Origin of the sequence: Streptomyces echinatus (assembly GCF_014203595.1) — a bacterium.
Taxonomy (GTDB): Bacteria; Actinomycetota; Actinomycetes; order Streptomycetales; family Streptomycetaceae; genus Streptomyces; species Streptomyces echinatus.
In genome coordinates this window covers 397,189-421,523 of record NZ_JACHJK010000005.1, presented here as the reverse complement: position 1 = coordinate 421,523, position 24,335 = coordinate 397,189, and the positions used below count along the sequence as shown (strand labels likewise).

Below are 24,335 nucleotides of genomic sequence, written 5' to 3'. Positions count from 1 at the left end.
TCCCTCGAACTGGTGAACCTCCCCCGTTCGACACCGGAAGCGGCCATTCCGGCCGGACGGTATGCGCATGGCACATTCAATCGGCACATACGCCGACTTCGAGGCCCTGCGGGAACAGGCGGTCGCCCTGCGCCGCGCCGGCCACAGCCTCCGGCAGATCCGGGACGAGCTGAAGATCTTCAACAACGACATCCTCAACCGGCTCGTGAAGGGAGAACCGCCACCGGAATGGACCAAGCGCCCGCGGGCCAAGGACGACCTGCGGGCCCGCGCCCGGGAACTCCGCCTCCAGGGCTGGACCTACGACCGCATCCAGGCAGAGCTGGGGTGCTCCAAGAGTTCCATCTCACTGTGGGTGCGAGACCTGCCGAAGCCAGAGCCGCGCTACACACCCGAGGAGCAGCGAGCCCTCATGAACGAAGGACTGGCGCACAAGCGGGCGACCCAGGATCGCGAACGCGCATCGATCAAACGGCAGGCCGCAGAAGCAGTCGGCAAGCTCTCCGACCGTGAACTGTTCCTCGTCGGCGTTGGCCTCTACTGGGCCGAGGGCGGCAAGGACAAGCCGTACGACCGACGCGAACTCGTGCTCTTCGTCAACAGCGATCCAGGGATGAACTCGGTATTCCTGGCATGGCTCGACCTGCTGGAAGTAGAGCGCGGCCGCCTGCGCTTTCGCGTGATGATCCACGAGTCGGCCGAGGTGGAAGAGGCGGAACAGTACTGGTCCGACCTGGTTGGCATCGATCGCACCTCCCTCAGCAAGACCACCCTGAAGAAGCACAACCCCAAGACCGTTCGCAAGAACGTCGGCGCCGCCTACCGGGGCTGCCTGGTGGTCAGCGTTCTCCGGAGCACCGATCTGTACCGTCGCATCGAGGGCACTTGGTACGGCATAGTAGGTGCTGTCCTTCCGGGCGATCTATCGAACCGGACATAAGGGCTATCCCGGGTCGTCTAAGGGCAAGACGGTGTCTTTTGGTGTCACTTATGGGGGTTCGAGTCCTCCCCCGGGAGCCCCACCCGTGCGGGCCCTGACTGGAGCGTCAGGGCCCGCACTCGTACCCCCCAAACCCCGCCCCGGTATCCTGCGGCTGTCACCCCCACACACCGAAGCCGAAGGGCAACCCCGTGAGCGCCATCCGCCCGGCCGCCGTCGTCGTTCTCGCAGCGGGTGAGGGCACCCGTATGAAGTCGGCCACACCCAAGGTCCTGCACGACATCTGCGGCCGTTCCCTGGTCGGCCATGTACTGGCCGCCGCCCGTGAGTTGGACCCCGCGAACCTGGTCGTCGTCGTGGGCCACGCCCGTGAGCAGGTCACCGCCCACCTGGCCGAGATCGACCCCGGCGTACGGACGGCCGTACAGGCTCAGCAGAACGGGACCGGGCACGCCGTGCGGATGGGCCTGGAGGAGCTGGGCGGGGCCGTGGACGGGACCGTGGTCGTGGTGTGCGGCGACACGCCCCTGCTGACCGCCGACACCCTCGCGCGGCTCGCCGGGACGCACCACGCCGACGGCAACGCGGTGACCGTGCTCACCGCCGAGGTGCCGGACGCGACCGGTTACGGCCGGATCGTGCGGGACGACGCCACGGGCGCCGTCACGGCGATCGTGGAGCACAAGGACGCGACCGACGCCCAGCGCTCGATCCGTGAGATCAACAGTGGTGTGTTCGCCTTCGACGGGCAGCTGCTGGCGGACGCGCTGAAGAAGGTGCGGACGGACAACAGCCAGGGTGAGGAGTACCTCACGGACGTGCTGGGGATCCTGCGGGAGGCCGGGCACCGGGTGGGGGCCTCGGTGGCCGGCGACCACCGGGAGATCGCCGGGATCAACAACCGGGTGCAGCTCGCCGAGGCCCGGCGCACCCTGAACGACCGGCTGCTGACGCGGGCGATGCTGGACGGCGTGACGGTCGTGGACCCGGCGTCGACCTGGGTGGATGTGACCGTGACCTTCGAGCGGGACGTCATCGTGCAGCCGAACACGCTGCTCCTCGGGTCGACGCAGCTCGGTGAGGGCGCGGAGGTGGGCCCGAACAGCCGGCTGAAGGACACCCGGGTGGGTGCGGGGGCGCGGGTGGACAACACGGTGTCCGACGGTGCCGTGGTGGGCGCGGGGGCGGGTGTGGGGCCGTTCGCGTACCTGCGTCCGGGGACCCGGCTGGGCGCGAAGGGCAAGATCGGCACGTATGTGGAGACGAAGAACGCCTCCATCGGGGAGGGCACGAAGATTCCTCATCTGTCGTACGTGGGGGACGCGACGATCGGTGAGTACACGAACATCGGCGCGGCGAGTGTGTTCGTGAACTACGACGGTCAGGACAAGCACCACACGACGGTGGGGTCGCACTGCCGGACCGGTTCGGACAACATGTTTGTGGCTCCTGTCACGGTGGGGGACGGTGCCTACACCGCGGCGGGGTCCGTGATCACGAAGGATGTGCCGCCCGGTTCGCTGGCCGTGGCCCGCGGTCAGCAGCGGAATATCGAGGGCTGGGTGGCCCGGAAGCGTCCGGGGAGTGCGGCGGCGAAGGCTGCCGAGGCGGCGTCCCGGCAGGGTGAGGGCGAGGACTGAGCGGGAACGGGTGCGTCAAACACGGCGTACCGTGATAAGTGCACATCCGCACGCGTGCACCCGCACCCTTACCAGCTGATACGGCCTCTCATGCCCAGCCGAGAGGTCGCCGAGCAGCCGGCTGGCTGAGACAACCTCTGAGGAGACAGTGCTGTGACCGGGATCAAGACGACCGGCGAGAAGAAGATGATGTTCTTCTCCGGCCGCGCCCACCCCGAGCTTGCCGAGGAGGTCGCCCAGCAGCTGGGTGTCGGGGTCGTCCCGACGAAGGCCTTCGACTTCGCGAACGGTGAGATCTATGTCCGTTACCAGGAGTCGGCTCGTGGTGCGGACTGCTTCCTGATCCAGAGCCACACGGCTCCGATCAACAAGTGGATCATGGAGCAGCTGATCATGATCGACGCGCTGAAGCGTGCGTCGGCTCGTTCCATCACGGTGATCGTGCCGTTCTACGGTTACGCGCGGCAGGACAAGAAGCACCGGGGTCGTGAACCGATTTCGGCGCGTCTGATCGCGGATCTGATGAAGACGGCGGGGGCTGACCGGATTCTGACCGTGGATCTGCACACGGATCAGATTCAGGGCTTCTTCGACGGTCCGGTGGACCACCTGTTCGCGCTGCCGCTTCTGGCGGACTACGTGGGGGCGAAGGTGGACCGGTCGAAGCTGACGGTGGTGTCGCCGGACGCGGGCCGGGTGCGGGTGGCGGACCGGTGGTGCGACCGGCTCGGTGCGCCGCTGGCGATCGTGCACAAGCGGCGTGACAAGGACGTCGCGAACCAGGTGACGGTGCACGAGGTCGTCGGTGATGTGAAGGGCCGGATCTGTGTGCTGGTGGACGACATGATCGACACCGGTGGCACGATCTGCGCGGCGGCGGACGCCCTGTTCGCGCACGGTGCGGAGGATGTCATCGTGACGGCGACGCACGGTGTGCTGTCGGGTCCGGCGGCGGACCGGCTGAAGAACTCGAAGGTGAGTGAGTTCGTGTTCACGAACACGCTGCCGACGCCGAGCGAGCTGGAGCTGGACAAGATCACGGTGCTGTCGATCGCTCCGACGATCGCGAGCGCGGTGCGTGAGGTGTTCGAGGATGGCTCGGTGACCAGCCTCTTCGACGAGCAGTGAGGTTTCTGCGGGCCCTTCTCGCGGGCTAACTGAAGATCCTTTTGGGTGCGGCCTCCCCTGCCGAGTAGACTGCTGCAGTTGCTCGGCGAGGGAGGCCGTGGTCGTTTGCGCGACCGTGGTGATCCGTTATCGACGCGCTCTTCGTAGCAGGCCGTTCGTGGCCGGGTGACCACGTCCGTTCCCAGTTCTGCGAGGAGTGATCAATATGTCCGAGGTGAAGCTCGCCGCCGAGACGCGCACCGAGTTCGGCAAGGGTGCCGCCCGTCGTATCCGCCGTGAGAACAAGGTGCCCGTCGTTCTGTACGGCCACGGTTCCGACCCGCTGCACCTGACCCTCCCGGGCCACGAGCTGCTGCTGGCGCTGCGTACGCCGAACGTCCTGATCTCCCTGGACATCGACGGCAAGGCCAACGAGCTGGCGATCCCGAAGGCCGTGCAGCGTGACCCGCTGAAGGGCTTCCTGGAGCACGTCGACCTGCTGCTGGTCAAGCGTGGCGAGAAGGTCACGGTCGAGATTCCGGTGCACGCCGAGGGCGAGCTGGCCCCGGGTGGCAACCTGCTGGAGCACGTCCTGGCCGCGCTGCCGGTCGAGGCCGAGGCCACGCACATCCCCGAGGCCGTGACGGTGTCCGTCGAGGGCCTGGCGGCCGGTGCCTCCGTCCACGCCAAGGACATCACCCTGCCGAAGGGCGTCTCCCTGGCCGTGGACGCGGACGCGGTGGTGCTGCAGGTGCTGCAGGCGCAGGCCGAGGAGACCGCGGGCGAGGAGACCGAGGGCGAAGAGGCCGCCGAGGCCTGAGCCTGGCCGGCGGCTCGGCCACAGCTGTCGTGAGCCTGTCTTCGAGGCGCCCGGCACTGCGGGCTGTGCCCACCCCTCCCCCCTCTCGGCTTCGCCCGAGCGGGGGGACTCCCATCGCCGTGCGGATCGATTGCCCACAGCGGTAGCCATACAGCTTCAGCCGCTGCTTCCCTTGGGGGAGCAGCGGCTGTTGCCTTGCATGAGGAGACATGGACGTGACCACCCCCGCCAGCGGCCCCTGGCTCATCGTCGGGCTCGGTAATCCCGGGCCGGAGTACGCCATGAACCGGCACAATGTCGGCTTCATGGTGGCGGACCTGCTCGCGGAGCGGATCGGGGGGAAGTTCAAGCGGGCGGGCAAGGCGCAGGCGCAGGTGCTGGAGGGGCGGATCGGTCCCGTCGGGCCGGCGAACCGCCGGGTGATCCTGGCGAAGCCGATGTCGTACATGAACCTGTCCGGCGGTCCGGTGAACGCGCTGAAGGACTTCTACAAGGTGCCGCCGGCGAATGTCGTGGCGGTCCATGACGAGCTGGACATCGACTACGGCACGCTGCGGCTGAAGCTGGGCGGCGGTGACAACGGGCACAACGGTCTGAAGTCGATGACGAAGGCGATGGGGCCGGATTACCACCGGGTGCGGTTCGGGATCGGCCGGCCGCCGGGCCGGATGCAGGTGGCGGACTTCGTGCTGAAGGACTTCTCCTCCACCGAGCGCAAGGAACTGGACTACTTCGTGGACCGTGCGGCGGACGCGGTGGAGGCTCTGGTGATCGAGGGGCTGGAGCGGGCGCAGAGCGCGTACAACTCCTGACTTGTCCGCCCAGGACGCCCGCCGGAGTTGACCGGCCGTAGGGGTATGGCCAATGATCCCGGCCATGCCAGCCACAGCCAGTACCGCCCGTCAGGCGTCCGTGTCCGCGCTGCGGTTCGGACGGGTCGCGGCGATGGGTGCGGTCGCCGCCCTGATCGTGTTCGCCGGGGTGTGGGGTTCCTGGGGGACCGCACAGCACGTGATGCTGACCAAGGGGCGTGAGCGGGGCACGGTCCGGGTGACGGAGTGTGCGGGGGACGTGTGCGACGGCCCGTTCACGCCGACGTCGGCGGGGGCGCGGGCCCGCGCGCGGGTGGAGATCGAGAATTCCGTGGCGGTGCGTGCGGGGACGACGTACGACGTGGTCCTGAAGCCCGGCGGCGGGGACGCGGTGCGGTCGGGTCCGGCGGGGATCCTGTTCGCCTGGGTGCCGCTGGGCGGCGCGCTGCTGCTGGCCTCGGTGGTGGTCGCGGGCGGGATGCGGCTGGTCCGGGCGGCGTGGGTGCTGGGGCTTGCCGGGGCGGGGCTGCTGACGGCGACGTTCGTGGTGCTGCAGTGAGCGGGCCGGTGTCGCGGTAGCCGTGAACAGACGAGGGTGCCCCCGGGGTCGTACGACCCCGGGGGCACCCTCGTTCCTGGAGGTCAGCCGGTGTTGCGCAGACCGGCCGCCACGCCGTTGACGGTGAGGAGCAGGGCGCGGGAGAGCAGCGGGTCGGGGGTCGCGCTCGCGGCGGCGGCGTCGCGCTGCCGCTTGAGCAGGGTGACCTGGAGGTAGGAGATCGGGTCCAGGTAGGCGTCGCGGATGGTGAAGGTCTGCTTGAGGTCGGGCTGGGCGTCGAGGAGTTCGGTCTCGCCGGTGATCTTGAGGACCTCGCGGACCGTCAGCTCGTGTTCGGTCTTGATGGTGTCGAAGACGTGCTTGAGCTCGTCGGGGACGAGGGTGTCGACGTAGTGCTGGGCGATGCGCAGATCGGTCTTCGCGAGGGTCATCTCGACGTTGGAGATGAAGTTCCGGAAGAAGTGCCACTGTTCGTGCATCTCGCCGAGCACGGTGTCCAGACCGGTCTCGCGCAGCGCCTTGAGGCCCGAGCCCACGCCGAACCAGCCGGGCACGATCTGCCGGGACTGGGTCCAGCCGAACACCCACGGGATGGCGCGCAGGCCGTCGAGCGAGACGCCCGAGCCGGGGCGGCGGGAGGGCCGTGAGCCCAGGTGCAGCTCGGCGAGCTGGTCGACCGGCGTGGAGGCGAGGAAGTACGTCGGCAGGTCGGGGTCCTCGACGAGCCGGCGGTAGGCGGCGTGGGCGGCGTCGGAGACGACGTCCATGGCGGCGTCCCAGCGGGCGAGGGCCTCGTCGGACTGGCGGGGGGCGGTGTGCAGGGCGGAGGCCTGCAGCGTGGCCGCGACGGTCAGTTCCAGGTTCTCCCGGGCGAGGGAGGGGATGAGGTACTTGTCGGAGATGACCTCGCCCTGCTCGGTGACCTTGATCTCGCCCTCCAGGGTGCCCCAGGGCTGGGCGAGGATGGCGTCGTGGGAGGGGCCGCCGCCGCGGCCGACGGTGCCGCCGCGGCCGTGGAAGAGGCGCAGGCGTACGCCGTAGCGGTGGGCGACGTCGCGCAGCCGGCGCTGGGCGCGGTGGATCTCCCACTGGCTGGTGGTGATGCCGCCGAACTTGGAGGAGTCCGAGTAGCCGAGCATGACCTCCTGGACGTCGCCGCGCAGCGCGACCAGGCGCCGGTAGGACGGGTCGGAGAGCATGTCCTCCAGGATGGTGTCGGCGGCCTTGAGCTCGTCGGTGGTCTCCAGGAGGGGGACGATGCCGATCTTGGCCCAGCCGGCGTGCAGGTCGACCAGGCCGGCCTCGCGGGCGAGGACGGTGGCGGCGAAGACGTCGTCGGCGCCCTGGCACATGGAGATGATGTAGGACTCGATGACCTCGGGGCCGAAGACCGCCAGGGCCTTCTTGACGGTCTCGAAGACGCCGAGGGTCTTCTGTCCGGCGGCGTCGACGGGTGCCGGGGTGGGGGCGAGGGGCCTGCGGGACCGCAGTTCCTTGGCGAGGAGCTTGGCGCGGTACTCGCGGGGCATGTCGGCGTAGCGCCAGGACTCCTCGCCGAGGCGGTCGAAGAGCTGGCCGAGGGCGTGGTGGTGGGCGTCGGCGTGTTCGCGGACGTCCATGGTGGCGAGCTGGAGGCCGAAGGCGGCGAGGGTGCGGATGGTGCGGGCGAGGCGGCCGTCGGCGAGGAGGGCGCCGCGGTGTTCGCGCAGGGACACCTGGATGATCCGCAGGTCCTTCAGCAGTTCGCCGGTGCCGAGGTAGTCGCGGCCCGCCTCGTGCGGGGTGCCGGTGGCCAGGCGCTGCTTGGTGTTCTCCAGCTTCTGCCGGACGCAGGTGGCCTTGAGCCGGTAGGGCTCCTCGGCGTTGAGGCGCTTGTAGCGGGGGCTGATCTCGGGGAGCAGCTCCAGGTCGGCCTTGAGGGACTCCAGCAGCTCTTCGGTTGCTCCGGCGTAGCGGATGGAGTTGGAGAGCAGGCCGCGCAGCTCGTCGATCATCTCCAGGGCGTCGTTGATGCCGTGTTCGTGCTGGAGGATGAGGACGTCCCAGGTGACCTGGGGGGTGACGTTGGGGTTGCCGTCGCGGTCGCCGCCGATCCAGGTGCCGAAGGTGAGGGGGCGGGTGTCGTCGGGGAGCTTGACGCCGACGCGCTCCAGTTCCGCGGTGAGGTCCTCCAGGACGTCGCCGACGGCGTCGGCGTGGAGTTCGTCGAGGTAGTAGATGGCGTTGCGGGCCTCGTCGGCGGGCTCGGGGCGTACGACGCGCAGTTCGTCGGTCTGCCAGACGAGGTCGATGTTCTCGGCGAGGCGGATGTCGTGGCGGCGGCGGTCGGAGTCGAGGACGGGGGTGTCCAGGAGCGCGGCGATGCGCCGGAGCTTGTTGAGGACCGAGCGGCGTGCGGCCTCGGTGGGGTGGGCGGTGAACACAGGGCGGACGTTCAGGTGCTGAACGGTCTGCTTCAGGTGTTCGGGGTCGGCGTCCTTGAGCCGGTCGGCGGTGCGGGCGAGGAGACCGCCCTCGGCGGCGCGCCGGGCGCGCAGCTCGCGGCCGCGGTGCACCTGCTCGGTGATGTTGGCGAGGTGGAAGTAGGTGGAGAAGGCGCGGACCAGCTTGGCCGCGGTCTCCAGTTCGGTGCCGCGCAGCAGCTCGGCGGCGGCGTCGCCGTCCTCGCGGGTGAGGCGGCGGACCTTCTCGACCAGTTCGAGGAGCTCGGGGCCCTCCTGGCGGACGAGGGTCTCCCCCAGGAGATCACCCAGCCGGCGGATGTCGGCGCGCAGCTCGGTGCTGGTCGTGGTGGTCTGGTCGTCGGCACTGCTCACAGGTGCGGCTCCTTGCAGTGTTGAAGCTCGTCTGGAGGGGAACCCGGCCGGCTGCCGCGCGGCGGGCGCCGCATACGGGCCGGAGCGTCCGGGAAGGAAACTTCAGCGGACCGCGCTGTCCGACCGAGTTCAAGGATAGGTGGCGATGTGGACGCGCCGGGTCTGGGGCTCTTGCCGCCGCGTGACACGCTGCCATACTTACGTTGCCGTAGGTTACGGAACCGTAGGGAAGTACCGTCGAGTCCCGTGCGGTCCGGGTGCCCGGCATCTGACTCGACTCTCGACCCTCGACCCCACAGGGGACGCGCATGACCTCAAGTTCCGATGTGATCGAAGACGCCCGCAAGGCCACCGGCTCGGCTGTTCCCTCCGCCACGCTGGGCGGTGAGCAGAAGGGGTCGATCGAGCAGATCACGCTGCTGCTCTTCATCGCCGTGCCGTTCCTGGCGCTGGTGGCGGCCGTGCCGCTGGCCTGGGGCTGGGGGGTGAGCTGGCTCGACGTGGGCCTGCTGGTGTTCTTCTACTTCCTGGGGTGCCACGGCATCACGATCGGTTTCCACCGGTACTTCACCCATGGTTCGTTCAAGGCCAAGCGGCCCCTGCGGATCGCGTTGGCGGTCATGGGCTCGCTGGCGGTCGAGGGTCCTCTGGTGCGCTGGGTGGCCGATCACCGCAAGCACCACAAGTTCTCCGACGCGGAGGGTGACCCGCATTCACCGTGGCGGTTCGGTGAGACGGTTCCGGCGCTGATGAAGGGCCTGTGGTGGGCGCACATCGGCTGGATGTTCGATGAGGAGCAGACCCCGCAGGACAAGTACGCGCCGGATCTGATCAAGGATCCGGCGATCCGGGCGATCTCCCGCCAGTTCGTCTTCTGGACGGTCCTGTCGCTGGCGCTGCCGCCGCTGATCGGCGGTCTGGTGACGATGTCCTGGTGGGGCGCGTTCACGGCGTTCTTCTGGGGTTCACTCGTGCGGGTGGCGTTGCTGCACCATGTGACGTGGTCGATCAACTCGATCTGTCACGCGGTGGGCAAGCGGCCGTTCAAGTCGCGGGACCGCTCGGGCAACGTGTGGTGGCTGGCGGTGCTGTCCTGCGGTGAGTCCTGGCACAACCTGCACCACGCCGACCCGACCTCGGCGCGGCACGGTGTGATGCGCGGCCAGATCGATTCGTCGGCCCGTTTCATCCGCTGGTTCGAGCTGCTGGGCTGGGCGTACGACGTGCGCTGGCCGTCACGCTCGCGTATCGATTCGCGGCGCGACACCGGGGAAGGCGGCTCCCGGCGCCGGAGGGAGACCGCCGAGACGGCATGATTGACGCCGTGGCGACCGACTCCAGCAGCACCTCCGGCAACGACAAACCGCGGCGCACCCGCAGGACCCGTATGACCGGTGCCGAGCGCCGTCAGCAGCTACTGGAGATCGGTCGTACCCTCTTCGCGGCCAAGGGCTTCGAGGGCACGTCGGTGGAGGAGATCGCGGCCAAGGCCGGGGTGTCCAAGCCGGTGGTGTACGAGCACTTCGGCGGCAAGGAGGGGCTGTACGCGGTGGTGGTGGACCGCGAGATGCGGCGGCTGCTGGACATGGTGACCGGGTCGCTGACCGCCGGTCATCCCCGCGAGCTGTGCGAGCAGGCCGCGTTCGCGCTGCTCGACTACATCGAGGAGTACACGGACGGCTTCCGCATCCTGGTCCGGGACTCTCCCATCCCGCAGTCCACGGGCTCCTTCGCGTCGCTGATCTCGGACATCGCGACGCAGGTGGAGGACATCCTGGGCCGTGAGTTCAAGTCCCGGGGCTTCGATCCGAAGCTGGCTCCGCTGTACGCCCAGGCCCTGGTCGGCATGGTCGCGCTGACCGGCCAGTGGTGGCTGGACGTGCGCCGCCCGAAGAAGGCGGAGGTGGCGGCCCATCTGGTGAACCTGGCGTGGCACGGCCTGGACGGCCTGGAGCAGAAGCCGCGCCTGATAGGACACCGGAAGAGCTAGGGCTCACCAGAAAAGGTGACACTAGTGGTCACTTAGGGCACCTTGGGGGACCCTGGCGGCATGCCCCAGATCGCGATCAGCGCAGCCCGCTCCCAGCTCGGTGACCTCGTCCGCCGCGCGGCACACAGTCGCGAGACCATCGCCCTCACCGATCACGGACATGTGGCCGCGCTCCTCGTATCGCCCCAGGTGATAGAGGATCTCGAAGACGCGCTGGCGGTCGCGGAGTATCAGTTGCGCAAGGCCGCGGGGACATTGGGCGAGGGCATCCCCATGGCAGAGGTGCGCAGGCGGCTGGGGCTCGAAAAGCCGTGACCTACGAGATCATTTTCGAACCGAACGCCCTGAACGCCGCAGCCCGGTTCCTGGAGGAGGACCCGGCAGGCCTCGCCAAGGTCCTGGACGCGATCGACGAGCTGGCTCAGGATCCGCGACCGGTGGCATCGACGCCGTACGGCTTGGACATCCGCCGTCTTCGCGTCGATGACTACCGAGTCCTGTACGTCATCGAGTCCGAGATCATCCGCATCTTGGTCACCCACCTCGGCCGGACGGCCTGGCTCGGGGATCTCCGTCATGGCGAGAACGCCGGCGTCGTGCGACCGCAGCGCGTCCTTTGACGCGGGCGGGGCGGCCGGCTGTACGTGATCGACGGCCGCCGGCATCCTCACCCCTCCTTCACGGCCACCGCGAACAGGCGGCGGAACGGCATGGGCGTGCCGTACGGGGCGGTGGGGTAGGCCTTGCGCAGCAGGTCGCGGTATTCGGTGAGGAAGGCGTCGCGCGCTTCGGGGTCGTCGGCGAGGGCGGTCAGGGCGGGGCGCAGTCCGGTGCCCTTGACCCAGTCGAGCACCGGGTCCTCGCCCTTGAGGACGTGGAGGTACGTCGTCTGCCACACGTCGGCCGCGCAGCCGAGACGGGCGAGCCGGTCCAGGTAGGCGCCGGGGGTGTGCACGGAGTCGGTGCGGCGCAGGACGTCGGCGAGGCGGGACTTCCAGCGGGGGGTACCGGCGAGTTCGCGCATCAGGGCGTGCATCGGGGCGTCGATGTTGTCGGGGACCTGGAAGGCGAAGGTTCCGCCGGGTTCCAGTGCGGCGATCCAGCCCTCGAACCGGTCGGCGTGGCCCGGTACCCACTGGAGGGTGGCGTTGGAGACGATCAGGTCGTAGGGCTCTTCGGGCGCCCAGGTCCGCAGGTCGGCCTGGGCGAAGTCCAGTCCGCCGCCGCCGGCCGTGGGTCCCTCGTGCTCGACGTGGGCCTTGTCGAGCATCTCGGGGGAGTTGTCGTAGCCGGTGATGCGGGCGGCGGGCCAGCGGTCGGCGAGGAGGGCGGTGACGTTGCCGGGGCCGCAGCCGAGGTCGGCGATGCGGGGCCGGTCGCCGGGCAGGGCCGGGATCCGGGCGAGGAGGTCGGCGAAGGGGCGGGCCCGGTGGCCGGCGTGGCGGAGGTACTGGGCGGGGTCCCACTGGGGCTGCGTCATGTCTTCCACTTTCCCCGTCCGCTTCTCTCGATGTCAAGAGACTCGATATCAAGAGACTTCATGTCGACACAACCACTACACTGATCTCCATGGAGGACGAGGTCGATCGGCTGGTCGCAGCGTGGCGCCGGGAGCGTCCGGACCTCGACGTGGAGCCGCTGGAAGTGCTGAGCCGGGTGAGTCGTCTCGCCCGGCACCTGGATCGCGCCCGCCGGCTCGCCTTCGCCGAGCACCAGCTGGAGCCCTGGGAGTTCGACGTGCTGACCGCGCTGCGGCGCGCGGGCACGCCGTACCAGCTCTCCCCCGGGCAGCTGCTGACGCAGACCCTGGTCACCTCGGGCACGATGACCAACCGGATCGACCGGCTGGCCAAGAAGGGGCTGGTGGAGCGGCTGCCCGACCCCAGCGACCGGCGGGGCGTGCTGGTCCGGCTCACCGACGAGGGCCGGGACCGCGCGGACCAGGCGCTGGCGGGCCTGCTGGAGCAGGAGCGGGCGATCCTCGCGGAGCTGTCCCGGGCCCAGCGCGGGGAACTGGCCGGCCTGCTACGCCAGCTGACCGCCCCGTTCGACAACATCCCCGGTTAGGGGTCCACCGAGATCCACCGGGCCCACACCGGCCCGCCGGGCCAGCGCGACGGCGGCCAGCGTGGAGTGGACGCCCAGCTTGCCGAGGACGTTCTGCATATGGGTGCGGACGGTGTGCGGGGAGAGGAAGAGCCGCTCGGCGACGGCCTTGCGGCCGAGTCCGGCGACCATGCAGCGCAGCACCTCCTGCTCCCTCGGGGTGAGGGACTCCACCAGCCGCTCACTCTCGGTGCGGTGCCGGCGGGCCGCCGTCAGCTCCTTCAGCACCCCGGTGAGCAGGGCGGGCGGCAGATGCGTCTCGTCGCGCAGCACTCCCCGGATCACCGTCAGCAGCCGGGAGAGCGAGCAGTCCTTGGCGACCCAGCCGGAGGCCCCGGCCTGCAGGGCGAGGGCCGCGCGGCGCGGGTCGTCCTTCTCGGCGAGGACGACGGTCCGTACGGCGGGCTGGGCGGCGCGGACGCCTGCGACCAGGGAGATCCCGTCGACCAGGCCCTCCTCGTTGCCCTCGCGCACCGGCACGGCCGGGCGGGTGCCGGGCAGGTTGCCGCCCAGGTCGGCGTCGACCAGGAGGACGTCGTAGCGGCGGCCCTCGCCGGCCGCGCGCTCCAGACAGCGCAGCGCGGCCGGGCCGCTGCCGGCGGCGAAGACGTCGACGTCGGGCTCCGCGGCCAGGGCGGCGGCGAGCGACTCGGCGAAGATGCGGTGGTCGTCGACGACCAGGACTCGGATACGAACCACGAAACCCCCTTCCCCAGGCTCCGCGTGGAGCAGGGGATACCCAAGGTCCGGAAAGCTCCGGATAGGCCGGTCCGGAAATACCCGGAAAAAGGTCCGGAGAACGACGACCGGCGCGGGTACGACACCCGCGGACGGGGATGCGCGCCGCACGGCCGCCGCCGTTGCGGAGACTGCTACCCCCACCGCGGGCGCCGAACCCGCCTGTCTCGCCCCCTGAGCGGCACCGGCCCCCACCGGTGCTGTTCCACAGAGTACGGATACGAGCACGCAGCGGAAGGGGATTTGCAGAACTGGCCGTCCGGCGCGTTTATGGTGTGCCGCATGTTTCGTTCTGAGGCGGAAGTCGACAAGGACCGACGGGATCTGCTCCGCTCACGGCTACGGGACACCAACACGGCGGCGCCACCGGTCCTGGCTGCACGTCACCTGTCTGTGGTGGGCACGATCCCCGAACACCCGCCGGGCATCACCGAGTTCCTCCTGACGAAGCAGCTCGCCCGACTCAACTCTCCATGGCGGCGGCAGGGTTGCGCCCCTCATCTGCACGGCCCGGGAGAGGGCGGCCCGCGCATCACCTGTTCGCGCCTGGTTCCCCGCGGGCGACCGTGGTGCGAGCGGGGTGCGGTGAGGTCCGCAGATGACGCCGGCCCCGCGCGCGACACGCGTGTGCGGGGCCGGGGTGCGGGGTGTGGTGGGGTCAGTGGAGGCGGTGGGCGCCTGGGGACGGGGTCGCTTCGAAGACGCGGGGGGCCGTGAAGCCGGACGTGGCGAAGGCCTCCTCGACCGCCTTGGTGAGGGTGTCGACGTCCGTCGCCTCCGCCAGGACGATCGCCGAGCCGCCGAAGCCGCCGCCGGTCATCCGGGCGCCCAGCGCACCGGTGGCGAGGGCCGTCTCGACGACCAGGTCCAGCTCCGGGCAGGAGATGCGGAAGTCGTCGCGCAGGGAGGCGTGGCCCTCGGTGAGGACCGGGCCGATCGCGCGGGTCTCGCCGGAGCGGAGCAGGTCGACGACGCGTTCCACCCGGTGGTCCTCCGTCACCACATGGCGGACCAGGCGGACGACCTCCTCCTCGTCGCCCAGGCGGGCGAGGGCCTCGTCCAGGCCCGCGTACGGGACGTCCCGCAGGGCGTCGACGCCGAGCAGGGCCGCGCCCTTCTCGCAGCCGGCCCGGCGCTTGCCGTACTCGCCGCCGCTGTGGGCGTGCTTGACCTGGGTGTCCACGACCAGCAGTCGCAGGCCCTCGGCCGCGAGGTCGAAGGGGATCTGCCGCTGGGACAGGTCACGGGTGTCCAGGAAGAGCGCGTGCCCCTGCTCGCAGCAGGCCGACGCCGTCTGGTCCATGATGCCGGTCGGCGCGCCGACGTAGACGTTCTCGGCCCGCTGGCACAGACGCGCCAGTTTCCAGCGCGGCAGCCCGAGTCCGTACAGGTCGTTCATGGCCAGCGCGATCACGACCTCCAGCGCGGCCGAGGAGGACAGGCCCGCACCCGTGGGGACCGTGGAGGAGAGGTGGACGTCGGCGCCGGTGATCGCGTGGCCCGCCTCGCGCAGCGCCCAGACCACGCCCGCCGGGTACGCCGTCCAGTTCTCGTCGCCCTGCGGGGTGAGGCCGTCCAGCCGCAGCTCCGTGATCCCGCCCCCGACCTCCGCCGAGTGCAGGCGCAGGACGCCGTCCGTGCGGCGGGAGACCGCCGCGAGCACCTGGTGCGGCAGCGCGAACGGCATGACGAAGCCGTCGTTGTAGTCGGTGTGCTCACCGATGAGGTTGACGCGGCCCGGTGCCGCCCAGACGCCTTCGGGCTGCGCCCCGTACAGCTCGGCGAAGCGCTCCGCGACCTGCTGTGCCCCCACTAGTGCTCCTTCGTGATGCGCTGGGTGAACTCCCACGCGTCCGCGACGATGCCCGCGAGATCCGCGCGGGCCGGGTTCCAGCCCAGCCTCTCCCGGGCGGTGTCCGCGGAGGCGACCAGGACCGCGGGGTCGCCGCCCCGGCGCGGGGCCACCACCTCGGGGATCGGGTGGCCGGTGACCTCGCGGACGGTCTCGATGACCTGGCGGACGGAGAAGCCGTTGCCGTTGCCGAGGTTGCAGATCAGGTGCTCGCCCGGGGTGGCGGCCCGCAGAGCCAGCAGGTGGGCGTCGGCCAGGTCCGCGACGTGGATGTAGTCGCGCACGCAGGTGCCGTCGGGGGTCGGGTAGTCGTCGCCGTAGACCGAGATGGCGTCGCGGCGGCCCTGGGCGACCTGGAGGACCAGCGGGATGAGGTGCGACTCGGGGTCGTGGCGCTCGCCGTACGCGCCGTACGCGCCGGCCACGTTGAAGTAGCGCAGCGACACCGCGGCCAGGCCGTGGGCGACGGCCTCGCCGGTGATCATGTGGTCGACGGCGAGCTTGGAGGCGCCGTAGGGGCTGGTGGGCTTCGTCGGGGCGCTCTCCAGGATCGGGACCTGCTCCGGCTCGCCGTAGGTCGCCGCGGTGGAGGAGAAGACCAGCTTGCGCACGCCCGCCTCGCGCATCGCGGCGAGCAGGGCCATCGTCCCGCCGACGTTGTTGTCCCAGTACTTCTCCGGCTTCACCACCGACTCGCCGACCTGCGAGAAGGCGGCGAAGTGCAGCACGCCGCCGAAGGAGGGGTCGAGCCACTTGGCGGCGTCGCGGATGTCGCCCTCGATGAACGCGGCACCGGCGGGCACGCCCTCGCGGAAGCCGGTGGAGAGGTTGTCGAGGACGGTGACCTCGTGGCCGGCTTCCAGCAGATGCTGGGCCACGACACTGCCGACGTATCCCGCGCCACCCGTCACCAGGTACTTCATGAACTCGCTACCTCTCGCAGTCGCTCGGCCGCGCGCTCCGGCGGCACGTCGTTGATGAACACGTTCATGCCGGACTCGGAACCCGCGAGAAACTTCAGCTTGCCGGAAGTGCGGCGGATGGTGAAAAGCTCGAGGTGGAGCGCGAAGTCGTCGCGCGTCACGCCGTCGAGGTCCGCCAGGGTGCCGAACGGGGCCTGGTGCCAGGCCGCGATGTACGGCGTCGGAGGCTCACCCTCGCCGAAGATCCGGTCGAAGCGCCTCAAGAGTTCCAGATAGATCTGGGGGAATTCTGTGCGTGCCGCCTCGACGAGCGCCGTCAGGTCGGGCACGCGGCGCTTCGGGTACAGGTGGACCTCGTACGGCCAGTGCGCCGCGTAGGGCACGAAGGCCGCCCAGTGTTCACCCTCAAGGACGACCCGCTCACCGGCGAGCTCCCGCCGCAGGACGGCGTCGAACAGGTTCTCCCCGCCGGTCGCCCTCCGGTGCGCGGCGACCGAGCGGAGCATCAGCGCGGTGCGGGGGGTGGTGAAGGGGTAGGCGTAGATCTGTCCGTGCGGGTGGCCCAGGGTCACGCCGATCTCGGCACCCCGGTTCTCGAAACAGAACACCTGCTCGACGGAGGGCAGATGCGACAGCTCCGAGGTGCGGTCCGTCCACGCGTCCAGCACCAGGCGCGCCTGTTCGGCGGTCAGGTCCGCGAAGGAGGCGTCATGGTCGGAGGTGAAGCAGACCACCTCGCAGCGGCCGGAGTCGCCGGCCAGGGAGGGGAACCGGTTCTCGAAGACGACGACGTCGTACGAGGAGTCCGGGATCTCGCTCAGCCGGTCGCCGTGCGTCGGGCACAGCGGGCACTCGTCGGCCGGCGGGTGGTAGGTGCGGCCCTGGCGGTGCGAGGCGACGGCGACGCAGTCGCCGAGCAGCGGGTCGCGGCGGATCTCGGAGGTGGTGACCGTGCGGTCCAGGGGGCGCCGGTCGGCCGCGTCCCGCACGGTGTCGTCCCGGAGGTCGTAGTAGATCAGCTCACGACCGTCGGCCAGCCGGGTCGAGGACTTCTTCACACCGGGCTCCTCTGCGTCCCGCATCCAATGACTCAACACAATCAAACATAACAGACCACAACTCGACAACACCGAGGATCATCACAATCAAACAAAGAACATCAACAGAAGTGTTCAATTACTGAACATGGAGGCGTAGGTTCCGCACTGATCAGTTCGCGCGACGAAGCGAGTTCTTCATGCAAACCCCCACATACGGCCCCACCCACCTGGCGGCGGAGCTACGGCTCCCCACCAACTGGCTCGACTACACGATCCTGGCGATCTACTTCCTCGTCGTCCTGGGCATCGGCTTCGCCGCCCGCCGCTCCGTGAAGACCAGCCTCGACTTCTTCCTGTCCGGACGCTCGCTGCCCGCCTGGATCACCGGCCTCGCCTTCATCTCGGCGAACCTGGCGGCCACCGAGATCCTGGGCATGGCCGCGAACAGCGCCCAGTACGGGGCCTACACCGTGCACTGGTACTGGATCGGCGCCATCCCCGCCATGGTCTTCCTGGGCCTGGTGATGATGCCCTTCTACTACGGCAGCAAGGTCCGCTCGGTCCCCGAGTTCCTGCTGCTGCGCTTCGACCGGGCCGCCCACCTGCTCAGTTCGATCCTGTTCGCGTTCGCCGCCATCCTGATCGCGGGCGTCAACCTCTACGCCCTCGCGATCGTCGTCGAGGCCCTGCTCGGCTGGCCGCAGTGGGTCGCCATCGTCGTCGCCGGCGCCTTCGTGCTCGCCTACATCACCCTGGGCGGCCTGTCCTCGGCGATCTACAACGAGGTGCTCCAGTTCTTCGTGATCCTGGCCGCCCTCATCCCGATCACCATCCTCGGCCTGAAGAAGGTCGGCGGCTGGGGCGGTCTGACGGACAAGCTCACCGCGACCCACGGCGCCGACTTCACCACGGCCTGGGGAGGCACCGGGATCGGCCATGCCAACCCGCTGGGCGCCAACTGGCTCACCATCGTCCTCGGCCTCGGCTTCGTGCTCTCCTTCGGCTACTGGACCACCAACTTCGCCGAGGTGCAGCGCGCCCTGTCCGCGAAGAACCTCTCCGCGGGTCAGCGGACCCCGCTGATCGCCGCCTACCCGAAGATCTTCATCGTCTTCCTGGTGATGATCCCGGGCCTGGTCGCCGCCGCGATCGTCCCGAAGTTCGGCACCACCGGCTCCGGCTACCAGTACAACGACGCCATCCCCTACCTGATGCAGGAGCTGCTGCCCAACGGCGTGCTCGGCATCGCCGTCACCGGTCTGCTCGCGGCCTTCATGGCGGGCATGGCGGCGAACGTGTCGTCCTTCAACACCGTGTTCACCACCGACATCTGGGCCAAGTACGTGGTGCGCGGCCGTGAGGACGCGTACTACGTACGGTTCGGCCGGCTGATCACCGCGATCGGCGTCGCCGCCTCCGTCGGCACGGCGTTCCTGGCGTCCTCGTTCTCCAACATCATGAGCTACCTCCAGACGCTGTTCTCCTTCTTCAACGTGCCGATGTTCGTCGTCTTCATCGTCGGCATGTTCTGGAAGCGCGCGTCCGCCAAGTCCGGCTTCTGGGGCCTGCTCGCCGGCACCGTGACCGCGATGATCAACTACTTCGTCTTCTACAAGAAGGGCATCATCTCCATCCCCTCCGACCAGGGCGCCAACTTCGTCTCCGCCATCGCCGGATTCGTCGCCGGCGCGGTCGTGATGGTCGCGGTGTCCTTGTTCACCCGGCCGAAGCCGGCGCAGGAGCTGCAGGGCCTGGTCTACGGGACCCGCTCCCCCGGCATGTCCGAACCGCCCGCCGAAGGCGACGACGCGTGGTACCGCAAGCCGGCCCTGCTGGGCTGGGGTGCGGTCGTCCTGGCCGCCGCCTGCTACATCCCGTTCTCGTTCTGACGCGGGAGGACCGAGGAAACCATGACCGAGCATCCTGAGCAGCCCCGTCGGCCGCACTACACCGAGCAGGACCTCCAGCGGGAGGTCACCGAGCTGGAGAGCAAGTCGGCGACCGCCGCCCGCATCTTCGACCTGCGCCGCATCATCGGCGGTCTGTTCGTGGTCTACGGCGTCATCGTCACGATCACCGGCATCACCGACTCCCAGGCGGCGATCGACAAGGCCGAGGGCGTCAACATCAATCTCTGGACCGGGATCGGCATGCTGCTCCTGGGCATCTTCTTCCTGGCCTGGCTGAAGCTGCGGCCGACCCCGCCGCCGCTGCCGCCGGAGGGGCTGCCGGAGGAGCCGGGACAGTAAGCACCGTTCGCCGCCGCGAGCAGGGGGCCGACAGGAGCGTTTCTGGCCTCGGGTGCGTGGGGGCTGGTCGCGCAGTTCCCCGCGCCCCTTTCGGGGCGCGGGGGGGGGCTACAGCAGGTCCGGTTGGGATTCGTCGGGGCGGTGGAGGGGGGCCGCTCGGTCCAGCAGGCCCGTGCGCGCGGCGAGTGCCGCCGCCTCCAGGCGCGAACCGACCCCCAGCTTCATCAGCACCCGCTGCACATGCGTGCGGGCCGTGCTCGGGGCGATCCCCATGCCCGCCGCGATCAGCCGTGTGTCCTCCCCGTCGGCCACCCTGACCAGCACCTCCACCTCACGCGGTGTCAGCATCTCCAGCAGCCGCTGGGCCTCGTCATCGGGCTGTGCGGCGGGGTTCAGCAGTTCGCCGAACGCGCCCTGGAGCAGCTGCGGCGCCACCGCCGCCTCCCCGGCCCGGGCCTTCATGATGGCCCGCTCGACCCCCTCGATCCGCTCGTCGTGCCGCACGTACCCCGACGCGCCCGCCGCGAAGGCCGCCGCGATCCCGCGCGGTGACGGCACCGGGCCCAGCACCACCACCGCCACCTGCGGGCGTTCCCGCTTGATCTTCACCACCGGGTCGAAGACCCCCGGATCGGCCGGTGCCCCGGTGCCCAGCAGGCACACCTCAGGCGCCCGCGCGATCACCAGGTCCGCCGCACCCACGGCCGGCGCCGCCGCGGCGACCACCCGGTGCCCGCGCAGCTTCAGCGCCGATGCCAGCGCCTCCGCGAGCAGGCGATGGTCGTCGACGACGATGAGCCGCACTCCCATTGAGCAACCCCCCAGTCCCCCTGGACCCCCGCCCTTCATGCCCCCGGAAGCTACACGCTTGTTCGACGTCGCGCTGCCCCTCCCGATGAGAAGTGCCCCGGATCGATGAAATCCGGGGCACTTCTCGGCAAGTCACTCATTCGGGCGACACCGGCGACGGGGCCGGCGGCCGGGTCAGCCGTCCGTACCGAACGCCATCACCAGGTACTCCTTGCTGTAGACGCTCGACTTGTGGGCGTAGACGGCCGACATGTACAGGCGGCCCTCGCCGAAGAGCAGCTCCGCGTAGTCCGGCAGCAGGCCGGTCTCCGCCTCGTGCACGCTCCGCGCGCCGGGGTTCTCCAGCAGCGTCGTCGACTTGAACGAACCGCCGTCGATGCTGACGACCTGTCCGCCCTTGTTGTACGGCGGCGACTTGTAGGCGAGCAGGTTGCCGCCGTCCATGCGCAGCGGGTTGAGCGTGTAGCCGTCGCCCGCCTCGGCACGCTGGCCGGTCGGCTTGCCGGTCTTCAGGTCGAAGGCGACGACCTCGTTGGTCTGGGAGTACTCGCCCTTGCCGTCGTGCTGCTCGGTCGCCAGGTACAGGCGGCCGTTGCCGGCGACGACCTGCCGGCAGCCGTCGATCTGGCTGAGGCCGTTGCAGCGGCCCAGGTACGTGTCCTTGGGCGCGGGGATACGGGCGAGCAGCTTGCCGGTCTTGCCGTCGACGGAGAAGTAGTCCGAGACGTTGTCGCTGCTGCCCCCGACCACCAGCGGGTCGGTGGAGACGACGGCCGCGTACTCGACGCCGTCGGGCATCTGGTACTCGGAGATCACCTTCCCGTTCGCCGGGTCGATGGTCTGGATGTGCAGCTGCCGGTTGTCGTACGTGCCGCACCGGCGCACCGCGACGAGCTTGGTGCCGCCGCCGTACCCCTCGTCGAAGCAGGTGTCGTCCGTCTTCGGCTGCCACAGCACCTTGCCCGACTCGATGTCGAACGCGGCACCGCCCTCCAGGCTGCCGACCGCGACGGTGTGCTGAGCGACCGTCACATTCTCGAAGGTGATCGGGAAGTCACCGGAGTTGACCGACTTCGACCACAGCTTCTTGCCTGCGGTGAGGTCGATCGCCCCCACCTGGCTGCAGCCGGCGGTGGAGCCCTTCGCGGGCATCTTCGGCTGGAAGAGGATCGCCGTCCGGCCGGCGTCGTCGACACGGGTGCTGGCCGCGCACATGGGGCCGGGCAGCTTGATCGTCCACAGCTTGGAGCCCTTGGCCGGGTCGTAGCCGACGATCTCCGCGATGCCGCTCTTGGCGTACACCGTGTCCGTCAGCCACGAACCCGAGGTGACGACGGTGTCCTGCGGCTGGGGCAGCGGCACCTGGAAGAGCACCTTGGAGGCCGGGTCGTCCGGTGCCTTCTCCTTGCCGCCACCGCCGGCCGGGCCGCCGGAGCCGCCCGTGCCGTTCGAGCCGCCGCCGGAGGAGGAGGCGGTGTCGTGCGCCTTGCCGTCGTCCCCGGAGGACCTGGCGTACCAGACGCCGCCGCCGATGATCAGCGCGATGGCGACGACCGCCGCGACGACGATGAACAGCACGGTGTTGTTCCGCCCGCCGCCGGTACCCGGCTGGGGCGGCGTCACCACGGTCGGCGGCTGCCCTGGGCCCGGGTAGCCGTACCCCGGCTGGACGCCCTGCACGGGCTGCGTGGGCTGGGCGTAGGGGTTGTGCGGCTGGGCCCCGTACCCGGGTGCCTGCTGGGCGGGGTACGCCTGGGGCTGGGCCGGCGGCTGCTGGGCGTACGGGTTCTGCTGTGCGCCGGGGTAGCCGTAACCGGGCTGCGGCGGCTGCGCGGGCGGGGTCTGGGGGTAGCCGTAGCCCGGCTGCGGCGGCTGGGCCGGCGGCTGGTTGGGGGGCTGGTTCGGTGGCGGCGGGGGCGGCTGGGTCATGACGCGGGTACCTCGGTGACGCTCGGAAGGCCGGACGGCGGAAGGGACGGGGCTGAGGGCGGGCTGAGGCCGGGGCGGTGCGCCGGGCTCAGTCGCCGAAGGCCATGATCAGCTTCTCCCCCGAGTCGTCGTCGCCGGAGACCCGGCCCGAGGAGATGAAGAACCGCCCGCCGGACCAGTCGACGACGCCGTCGTAGAAGGAGTTCTCGGTGCCGGCGGCGGCCGCCGGGTTCTGCAGCAGCTTGCCCGCCGTGTGGGAGGAGCCGGCGACCGGGACCGCCACCACCTGGCCGCCCGTGTCGTACGACGGCTGCACATACGCGATGAGCTTGCCGTCCTCGACCTTGACCGGCGACATCGGCCGGTCCCCCGGGGACTTGACCCGCCACTTCTCCTTGCCGTCCGAGAGGCTGATCGCGACGACCTCGTTGGCGCTGATGGTGGAGTCGGTGGGCAGGTAGAGCGTGTCGGCGTCGACCGCGACGCCCTGGCAGCCCTGCAGTTCGCGTTCGAGGATCGCCCAGCCGCAGCGGGGAGCGAACTTCTCGTCCACCTTGACCTCCGAGCGGAACTTGCCGTCCTTGGTGAAGGTGGAGATGTTCCAGGTCTTCTTGTCCCGGTTGGTCAGGTAGACGACGAGCGGGTCGACCGAGTAGGTCCGGGTGACCTCCCAGCCCTTCTTGACCTTCTGGGTCCAGCGCACCTTGCCGGTGGCCGGGTCGAGCTCCTGGATCTCCTCGTGCTCGCCCGAGGTGCCGACCCCGCAGGAGGCCACCTGGATCAGCCGGCCGGTGCCGCCCGCGAAGGCGGCCGGGAAGCAGGCCTCGCCGTACCGCTTCTTGTCGTACAGCTTCTTGCCGCTGTCGATGTCGTACGCCGTGCCGGACTGGGAACGGCCCACCATCAGCGTCTTGCCGCTCACCGACAGCTCGACGCTCATCGCGCTGTCGAACAGGCCGCCGTCGGCGACCTCGCCGCTCCAGCCCTTCTCGCCGGTGCGCAGGTCGATCTGCTGGAGCTGGTTGCACTTGGCGCGGTCGTTGGCGCCGTTCATGTAGGCCACGACGATCTTGTCGTCGGCCGACTTCTGGGGGGTGACCGAGCAGATCTTCTGCGGGAAGGCGATGGGCCCCCAGGCGGTGCTGCCGTCACCGGTGCCGAAGGCGAAGACCTGCTTGTACGCCGCCTTCACCGCCGTGTCGCCGCTGACCCACATGCCGGGCGCGTCGGCGCCGGACGCCGGGACGTCGGGTGCCGGCTTGTACCAGAGCACCTTGGCCTCACCGGGGCGGCGCCCCCCGTTGAGGTTCTCCGGGTCCGCGCCGCCGCTGGAGGCCGTCGGCGAGGCGCTGGCGGAGGACTGCTTGGGGTCGTCGCTCTTCCCGGCGACGGGCTTCTTCCCGCCGCCGTCGTCGCCGCCGGAGAGCGCGAACACCGTGCCGCCGATGACGAGCAGCGCGGCCACCGCGCCGCCGATGACCAGCGCCGTCTTCTTGCGGGAGCCCTGCCCGCCGCCGACCGGTCCGCCGGGCGCGGTGCCGGGCATGCCGGGGTACGGCGGCTGCTGCGGGTGGCCGTAGCCGGGCTGCGGGGCGCCGTACGGGCCCGGCTGGGGCTGCTGCGGGTAGCCGTAGGGGCCCGGGGTGCCCGCGTACGGGCCCGGCTGCTGGGGATAGCCGTAGCCCGGCTGGGGCTGCTGCGGGGGCCCGGCGGGCGGCTGGGGCGCGCCGAAGCCGCCCTGCGCCGGCGGGTTCTGGGGGGCGCCGAAACCGCCCTGGGCCGGCGGCGTCGCCGGTGGCGGCGGGGCGCCGAGCCCGCCGGGCTGCGGCGGCTGGTCCTGCGGTGCTCCGAACCCGCCCTGCGGCGGCTGGTCGGGCGGCTGATTCATCAGCGCTCTCCCCCTCGTTCACTGATTTCTAGCCACGCCCTGAGGGTCGTGACAGACCCAAGGTCGTTCTTCAGACAGTTGTCAGACGGCCCTTTCTATCACCCGGCACCGACAGC

At 70.1% G+C, this 24,335-nt stretch carries 22 protein-coding genes, 1 tRNA gene and 1 pseudogene; 15 read left to right on the top strand and 9 right to left on the bottom strand.

Features of this window, described 5'->3' with window-relative positions; genetic code table 11:
- Positions 1 to 67 precede the first annotated feature (67 nt).
- The 7 genes from FHS34_RS17180 to FHS34_RS17150 all read left to right on the top strand — a co-directional run bounded on the left by FHS34_RS17180 (position 68) and on the right by FHS34_RS17150 (position 5,878).
- Complete coding sequence (locus tag FHS34_RS17180; protein WP_184966110.1) at positions 68 to 940, top strand: helix-turn-helix domain-containing protein; 873 nt, start codon at positions 68 to 70, stop codon at positions 938 to 940.
- Between the two features lie 6 nt (positions 941 to 946).
- A tRNA-Gln gene (locus tag FHS34_RS17175) sits at positions 947 to 1,017 on the top strand.
- Between the two features lie 114 nt (positions 1,018 to 1,131).
- Positions 1,132 to 2,580, top strand: a complete 1,449-nt coding sequence (gene glmU / locus FHS34_RS17170; protein ID WP_184966108.1) for a bifunctional UDP-N-acetylglucosamine diphosphorylase/glucosamine-1-phosphate N-acetyltransferase GlmU — start codon at positions 1,132 to 1,134, stop codon at positions 2,578 to 2,580.
- Positions 2,581 to 2,733: 153 nt separating this feature from the next.
- Complete coding sequence (locus FHS34_RS17165) at positions 2,734 to 3,708, top strand: ribose-phosphate diphosphokinase (RefSeq protein ID WP_184966106.1); 975 nt, start codon at positions 2,734 to 2,736, stop codon at positions 3,706 to 3,708.
- Positions 3,709 to 3,913: 205 nt separating this feature from the next.
- The gene (locus FHS34_RS17160; protein WP_184966104.1) at positions 3,914 to 4,507 is read left to right on the top strand and encodes a 50S ribosomal protein L25/general stress protein Ctc; all 594 of its coding nucleotides are present in this window, start codon (positions 3,914 to 3,916) and stop codon (positions 4,505 to 4,507) included.
- 209 nt (positions 4,508 to 4,716) lie between these two features.
- On the top strand, positions 4,717 to 5,319 hold the full coding sequence (gene pth, locus FHS34_RS17155) for an aminoacyl-tRNA hydrolase (RefSeq protein ID WP_184966102.1): 603 nt from the start codon (positions 4,717 to 4,719) through the stop codon (positions 5,317 to 5,319).
- A 52-nt stretch (positions 5,320 to 5,371) separates the two neighbouring features.
- Entirely contained in the window at positions 5,372 to 5,878 is a 507-nt protein-coding gene (locus tag FHS34_RS17150; RefSeq protein WP_184966100.1) for a hypothetical protein, read from the top strand.
- 83 nt (positions 5,879 to 5,961) lie between these two features.
- Here FHS34_RS17150 and ppc read toward each other — a convergent pair whose 3' ends face one another.
- Positions 5,962 to 8,694 (bottom strand): phosphoenolpyruvate carboxylase, encoded by a 2,733-nt coding sequence (gene ppc, locus FHS34_RS17145; protein WP_184966098.1) that lies wholly within the window; start codon positions 8,692 to 8,694, stop codon positions 5,962 to 5,964.
- Positions 8,695 to 9,002: 308 nt separating this feature from the next.
- On the opposite strand from ppc, the gene FHS34_RS17140 reads away from it, so the two are divergent.
- The 4 genes from FHS34_RS17140 to FHS34_RS17125 are packed head-to-tail and all read left to right on the top strand — an operon-like array spanning position 9,003 to position 11,304.
- Complete coding sequence (locus FHS34_RS17140; RefSeq protein WP_184966096.1) at positions 9,003 to 10,010, top strand: acyl-CoA desaturase; 1,008 nt, start codon at positions 9,003 to 9,005, stop codon at positions 10,008 to 10,010.
- Positions 10,007 to 10,684 (top strand): TetR/AcrR family transcriptional regulator, encoded by a 678-nt coding sequence (locus FHS34_RS17135; RefSeq protein ID WP_184966094.1) that lies wholly within the window; start codon positions 10,007 to 10,009, stop codon positions 10,682 to 10,684. The genes FHS34_RS17140 and FHS34_RS17135 overlap by 4 nt, the downstream gene beginning before the upstream one ends.
- A 60-nt stretch (positions 10,685 to 10,744) precedes the next feature.
- A complete protein-coding gene (locus FHS34_RS17130; protein WP_184966092.1) occupies positions 10,745 to 10,999 on the top strand; it encodes a type II toxin-antitoxin system Phd/YefM family antitoxin in 255 nt (84 codons plus the stop codon).
- Positions 10,996 to 11,304 (top strand): type II toxin-antitoxin system RelE family toxin, encoded by a 309-nt coding sequence (locus FHS34_RS17125; RefSeq protein ID WP_184966090.1) that lies wholly within the window; start codon positions 10,996 to 10,998, stop codon positions 11,302 to 11,304. The genes FHS34_RS17130 and FHS34_RS17125 overlap by 4 nt, the downstream gene beginning before the upstream one ends.
- Before the next feature lie 47 nt (positions 11,305 to 11,351).
- Here FHS34_RS17125 and FHS34_RS17120 read toward each other — a convergent pair whose 3' ends face one another.
- On the bottom strand, positions 11,352 to 12,164 hold the full coding sequence (locus FHS34_RS17120) for a trans-aconitate 2-methyltransferase (protein WP_184966088.1): 813 nt from the start codon (positions 12,162 to 12,164) through the stop codon (positions 11,352 to 11,354).
- Between the two features lie 89 nt (positions 12,165 to 12,253).
- On the opposite strand from FHS34_RS17120, the gene tamR reads away from it, so the two are divergent.
- Positions 12,254 to 12,751 carry a MarR family transcriptional regulator TamR gene (tamR, locus tag FHS34_RS17115; RefSeq protein ID WP_184966086.1) on the top strand — a complete coding sequence of 166 codons (498 nt, stop codon included), beginning with the start codon at positions 12,254 to 12,256 and terminating at the stop codon, positions 12,749 to 12,751.
- On the opposite strand, the gene FHS34_RS17110 is transcribed toward tamR, so the two are convergent.
- Positions 12,710 to 13,489 carry a LuxR C-terminal-related transcriptional regulator gene (locus FHS34_RS17110; protein WP_184966084.1) on the bottom strand — a complete coding sequence of 260 codons (780 nt, stop codon included), beginning with the start codon at positions 13,487 to 13,489 and terminating at the stop codon, positions 12,710 to 12,712. The genes tamR and FHS34_RS17110 overlap by 42 nt on opposite strands.
- 309 nt (positions 13,490 to 13,798) lie before the next feature.
- On the opposite strand from FHS34_RS17110, the pseudogene FHS34_RS44180 reads away from it, so the two are divergent.
- Positions 13,799 to 13,909: pseudogene (locus FHS34_RS44180) on the top strand (GNAT family N-acetyltransferase); the annotation flags it as partial.
- A 277-nt stretch (positions 13,910 to 14,186) separates the two neighbouring features.
- On the opposite strand, the gene galK reads toward FHS34_RS44180, so the two are convergent.
- From galK to galT, 3 genes are read right to left on the bottom strand one after another with little or no spacing between them, the layout of a single operon-like run.
- Positions 14,187 to 15,341, bottom strand: a complete 1,155-nt coding sequence (gene galK, locus FHS34_RS17105; RefSeq protein ID WP_184966082.1) for a galactokinase — start codon at positions 15,339 to 15,341, stop codon at positions 14,187 to 14,189.
- Positions 15,341 to 16,303 carry a UDP-glucose 4-epimerase GalE gene (gene galE / locus FHS34_RS17100; protein ID WP_184966080.1) on the bottom strand — a complete coding sequence of 321 codons (963 nt, stop codon included), beginning with the start codon at positions 16,301 to 16,303 and terminating at the stop codon, positions 15,341 to 15,343. Before galE ends, galK begins: the two co-directional genes overlap by 1 nt.
- Positions 16,300 to 17,361, bottom strand: a complete 1,062-nt coding sequence (gene galT / locus FHS34_RS17095; protein WP_184966078.1) for a galactose-1-phosphate uridylyltransferase — start codon at positions 17,359 to 17,361, stop codon at positions 16,300 to 16,302. The genes galE and galT overlap by 4 nt, the downstream gene beginning before the upstream one ends.
- 179 nt (positions 17,362 to 17,540) lie before the next feature.
- On the opposite strand from galT, the gene FHS34_RS17090 reads away from it, so the two are divergent.
- A complete protein-coding gene (locus FHS34_RS17090; RefSeq protein WP_184966076.1) occupies positions 17,541 to 19,232 on the top strand; it encodes a sodium:solute symporter family protein in 1,692 nt (563 codons plus the stop codon).
- Positions 19,233 to 19,253: 21 nt separating this feature from the next.
- Entirely contained in the window at positions 19,254 to 19,592 is a 339-nt protein-coding gene (locus FHS34_RS17085) for a hypothetical protein (protein WP_184966074.1), read from the top strand.
- 108 nt (positions 19,593 to 19,700) lie between these two features.
- Here the strand turns inward: FHS34_RS17085 and FHS34_RS17080 are convergent, their stop codons facing one another.
- From FHS34_RS17080 to FHS34_RS17070, 3 genes are all read right to left on the bottom strand, one after another.
- A complete protein-coding gene (locus tag FHS34_RS17080; RefSeq protein WP_184966072.1) occupies positions 19,701 to 20,402 on the bottom strand; it encodes a helix-turn-helix transcriptional regulator in 702 nt (233 codons plus the stop codon).
- Positions 20,403 to 20,576: 174 nt separating this feature from the next.
- Positions 20,577 to 22,331: an outer membrane protein assembly factor BamB family protein gene (locus tag FHS34_RS17075; RefSeq protein ID WP_184966070.1), complete on the bottom strand. Its 1,755-nt coding sequence runs from the start codon at positions 22,329 to 22,331 to the stop codon at positions 20,577 to 20,579.
- Positions 22,332 to 22,419: 88 nt separating this feature from the next.
- On the bottom strand, positions 22,420 to 24,219 hold the full coding sequence (locus tag FHS34_RS17070; RefSeq protein ID WP_184966068.1) for an outer membrane protein assembly factor BamB family protein: 1,800 nt from the start codon (positions 24,217 to 24,219) through the stop codon (positions 22,420 to 22,422).
- Positions 24,220 to 24,335 lie beyond the last annotated feature (116 nt).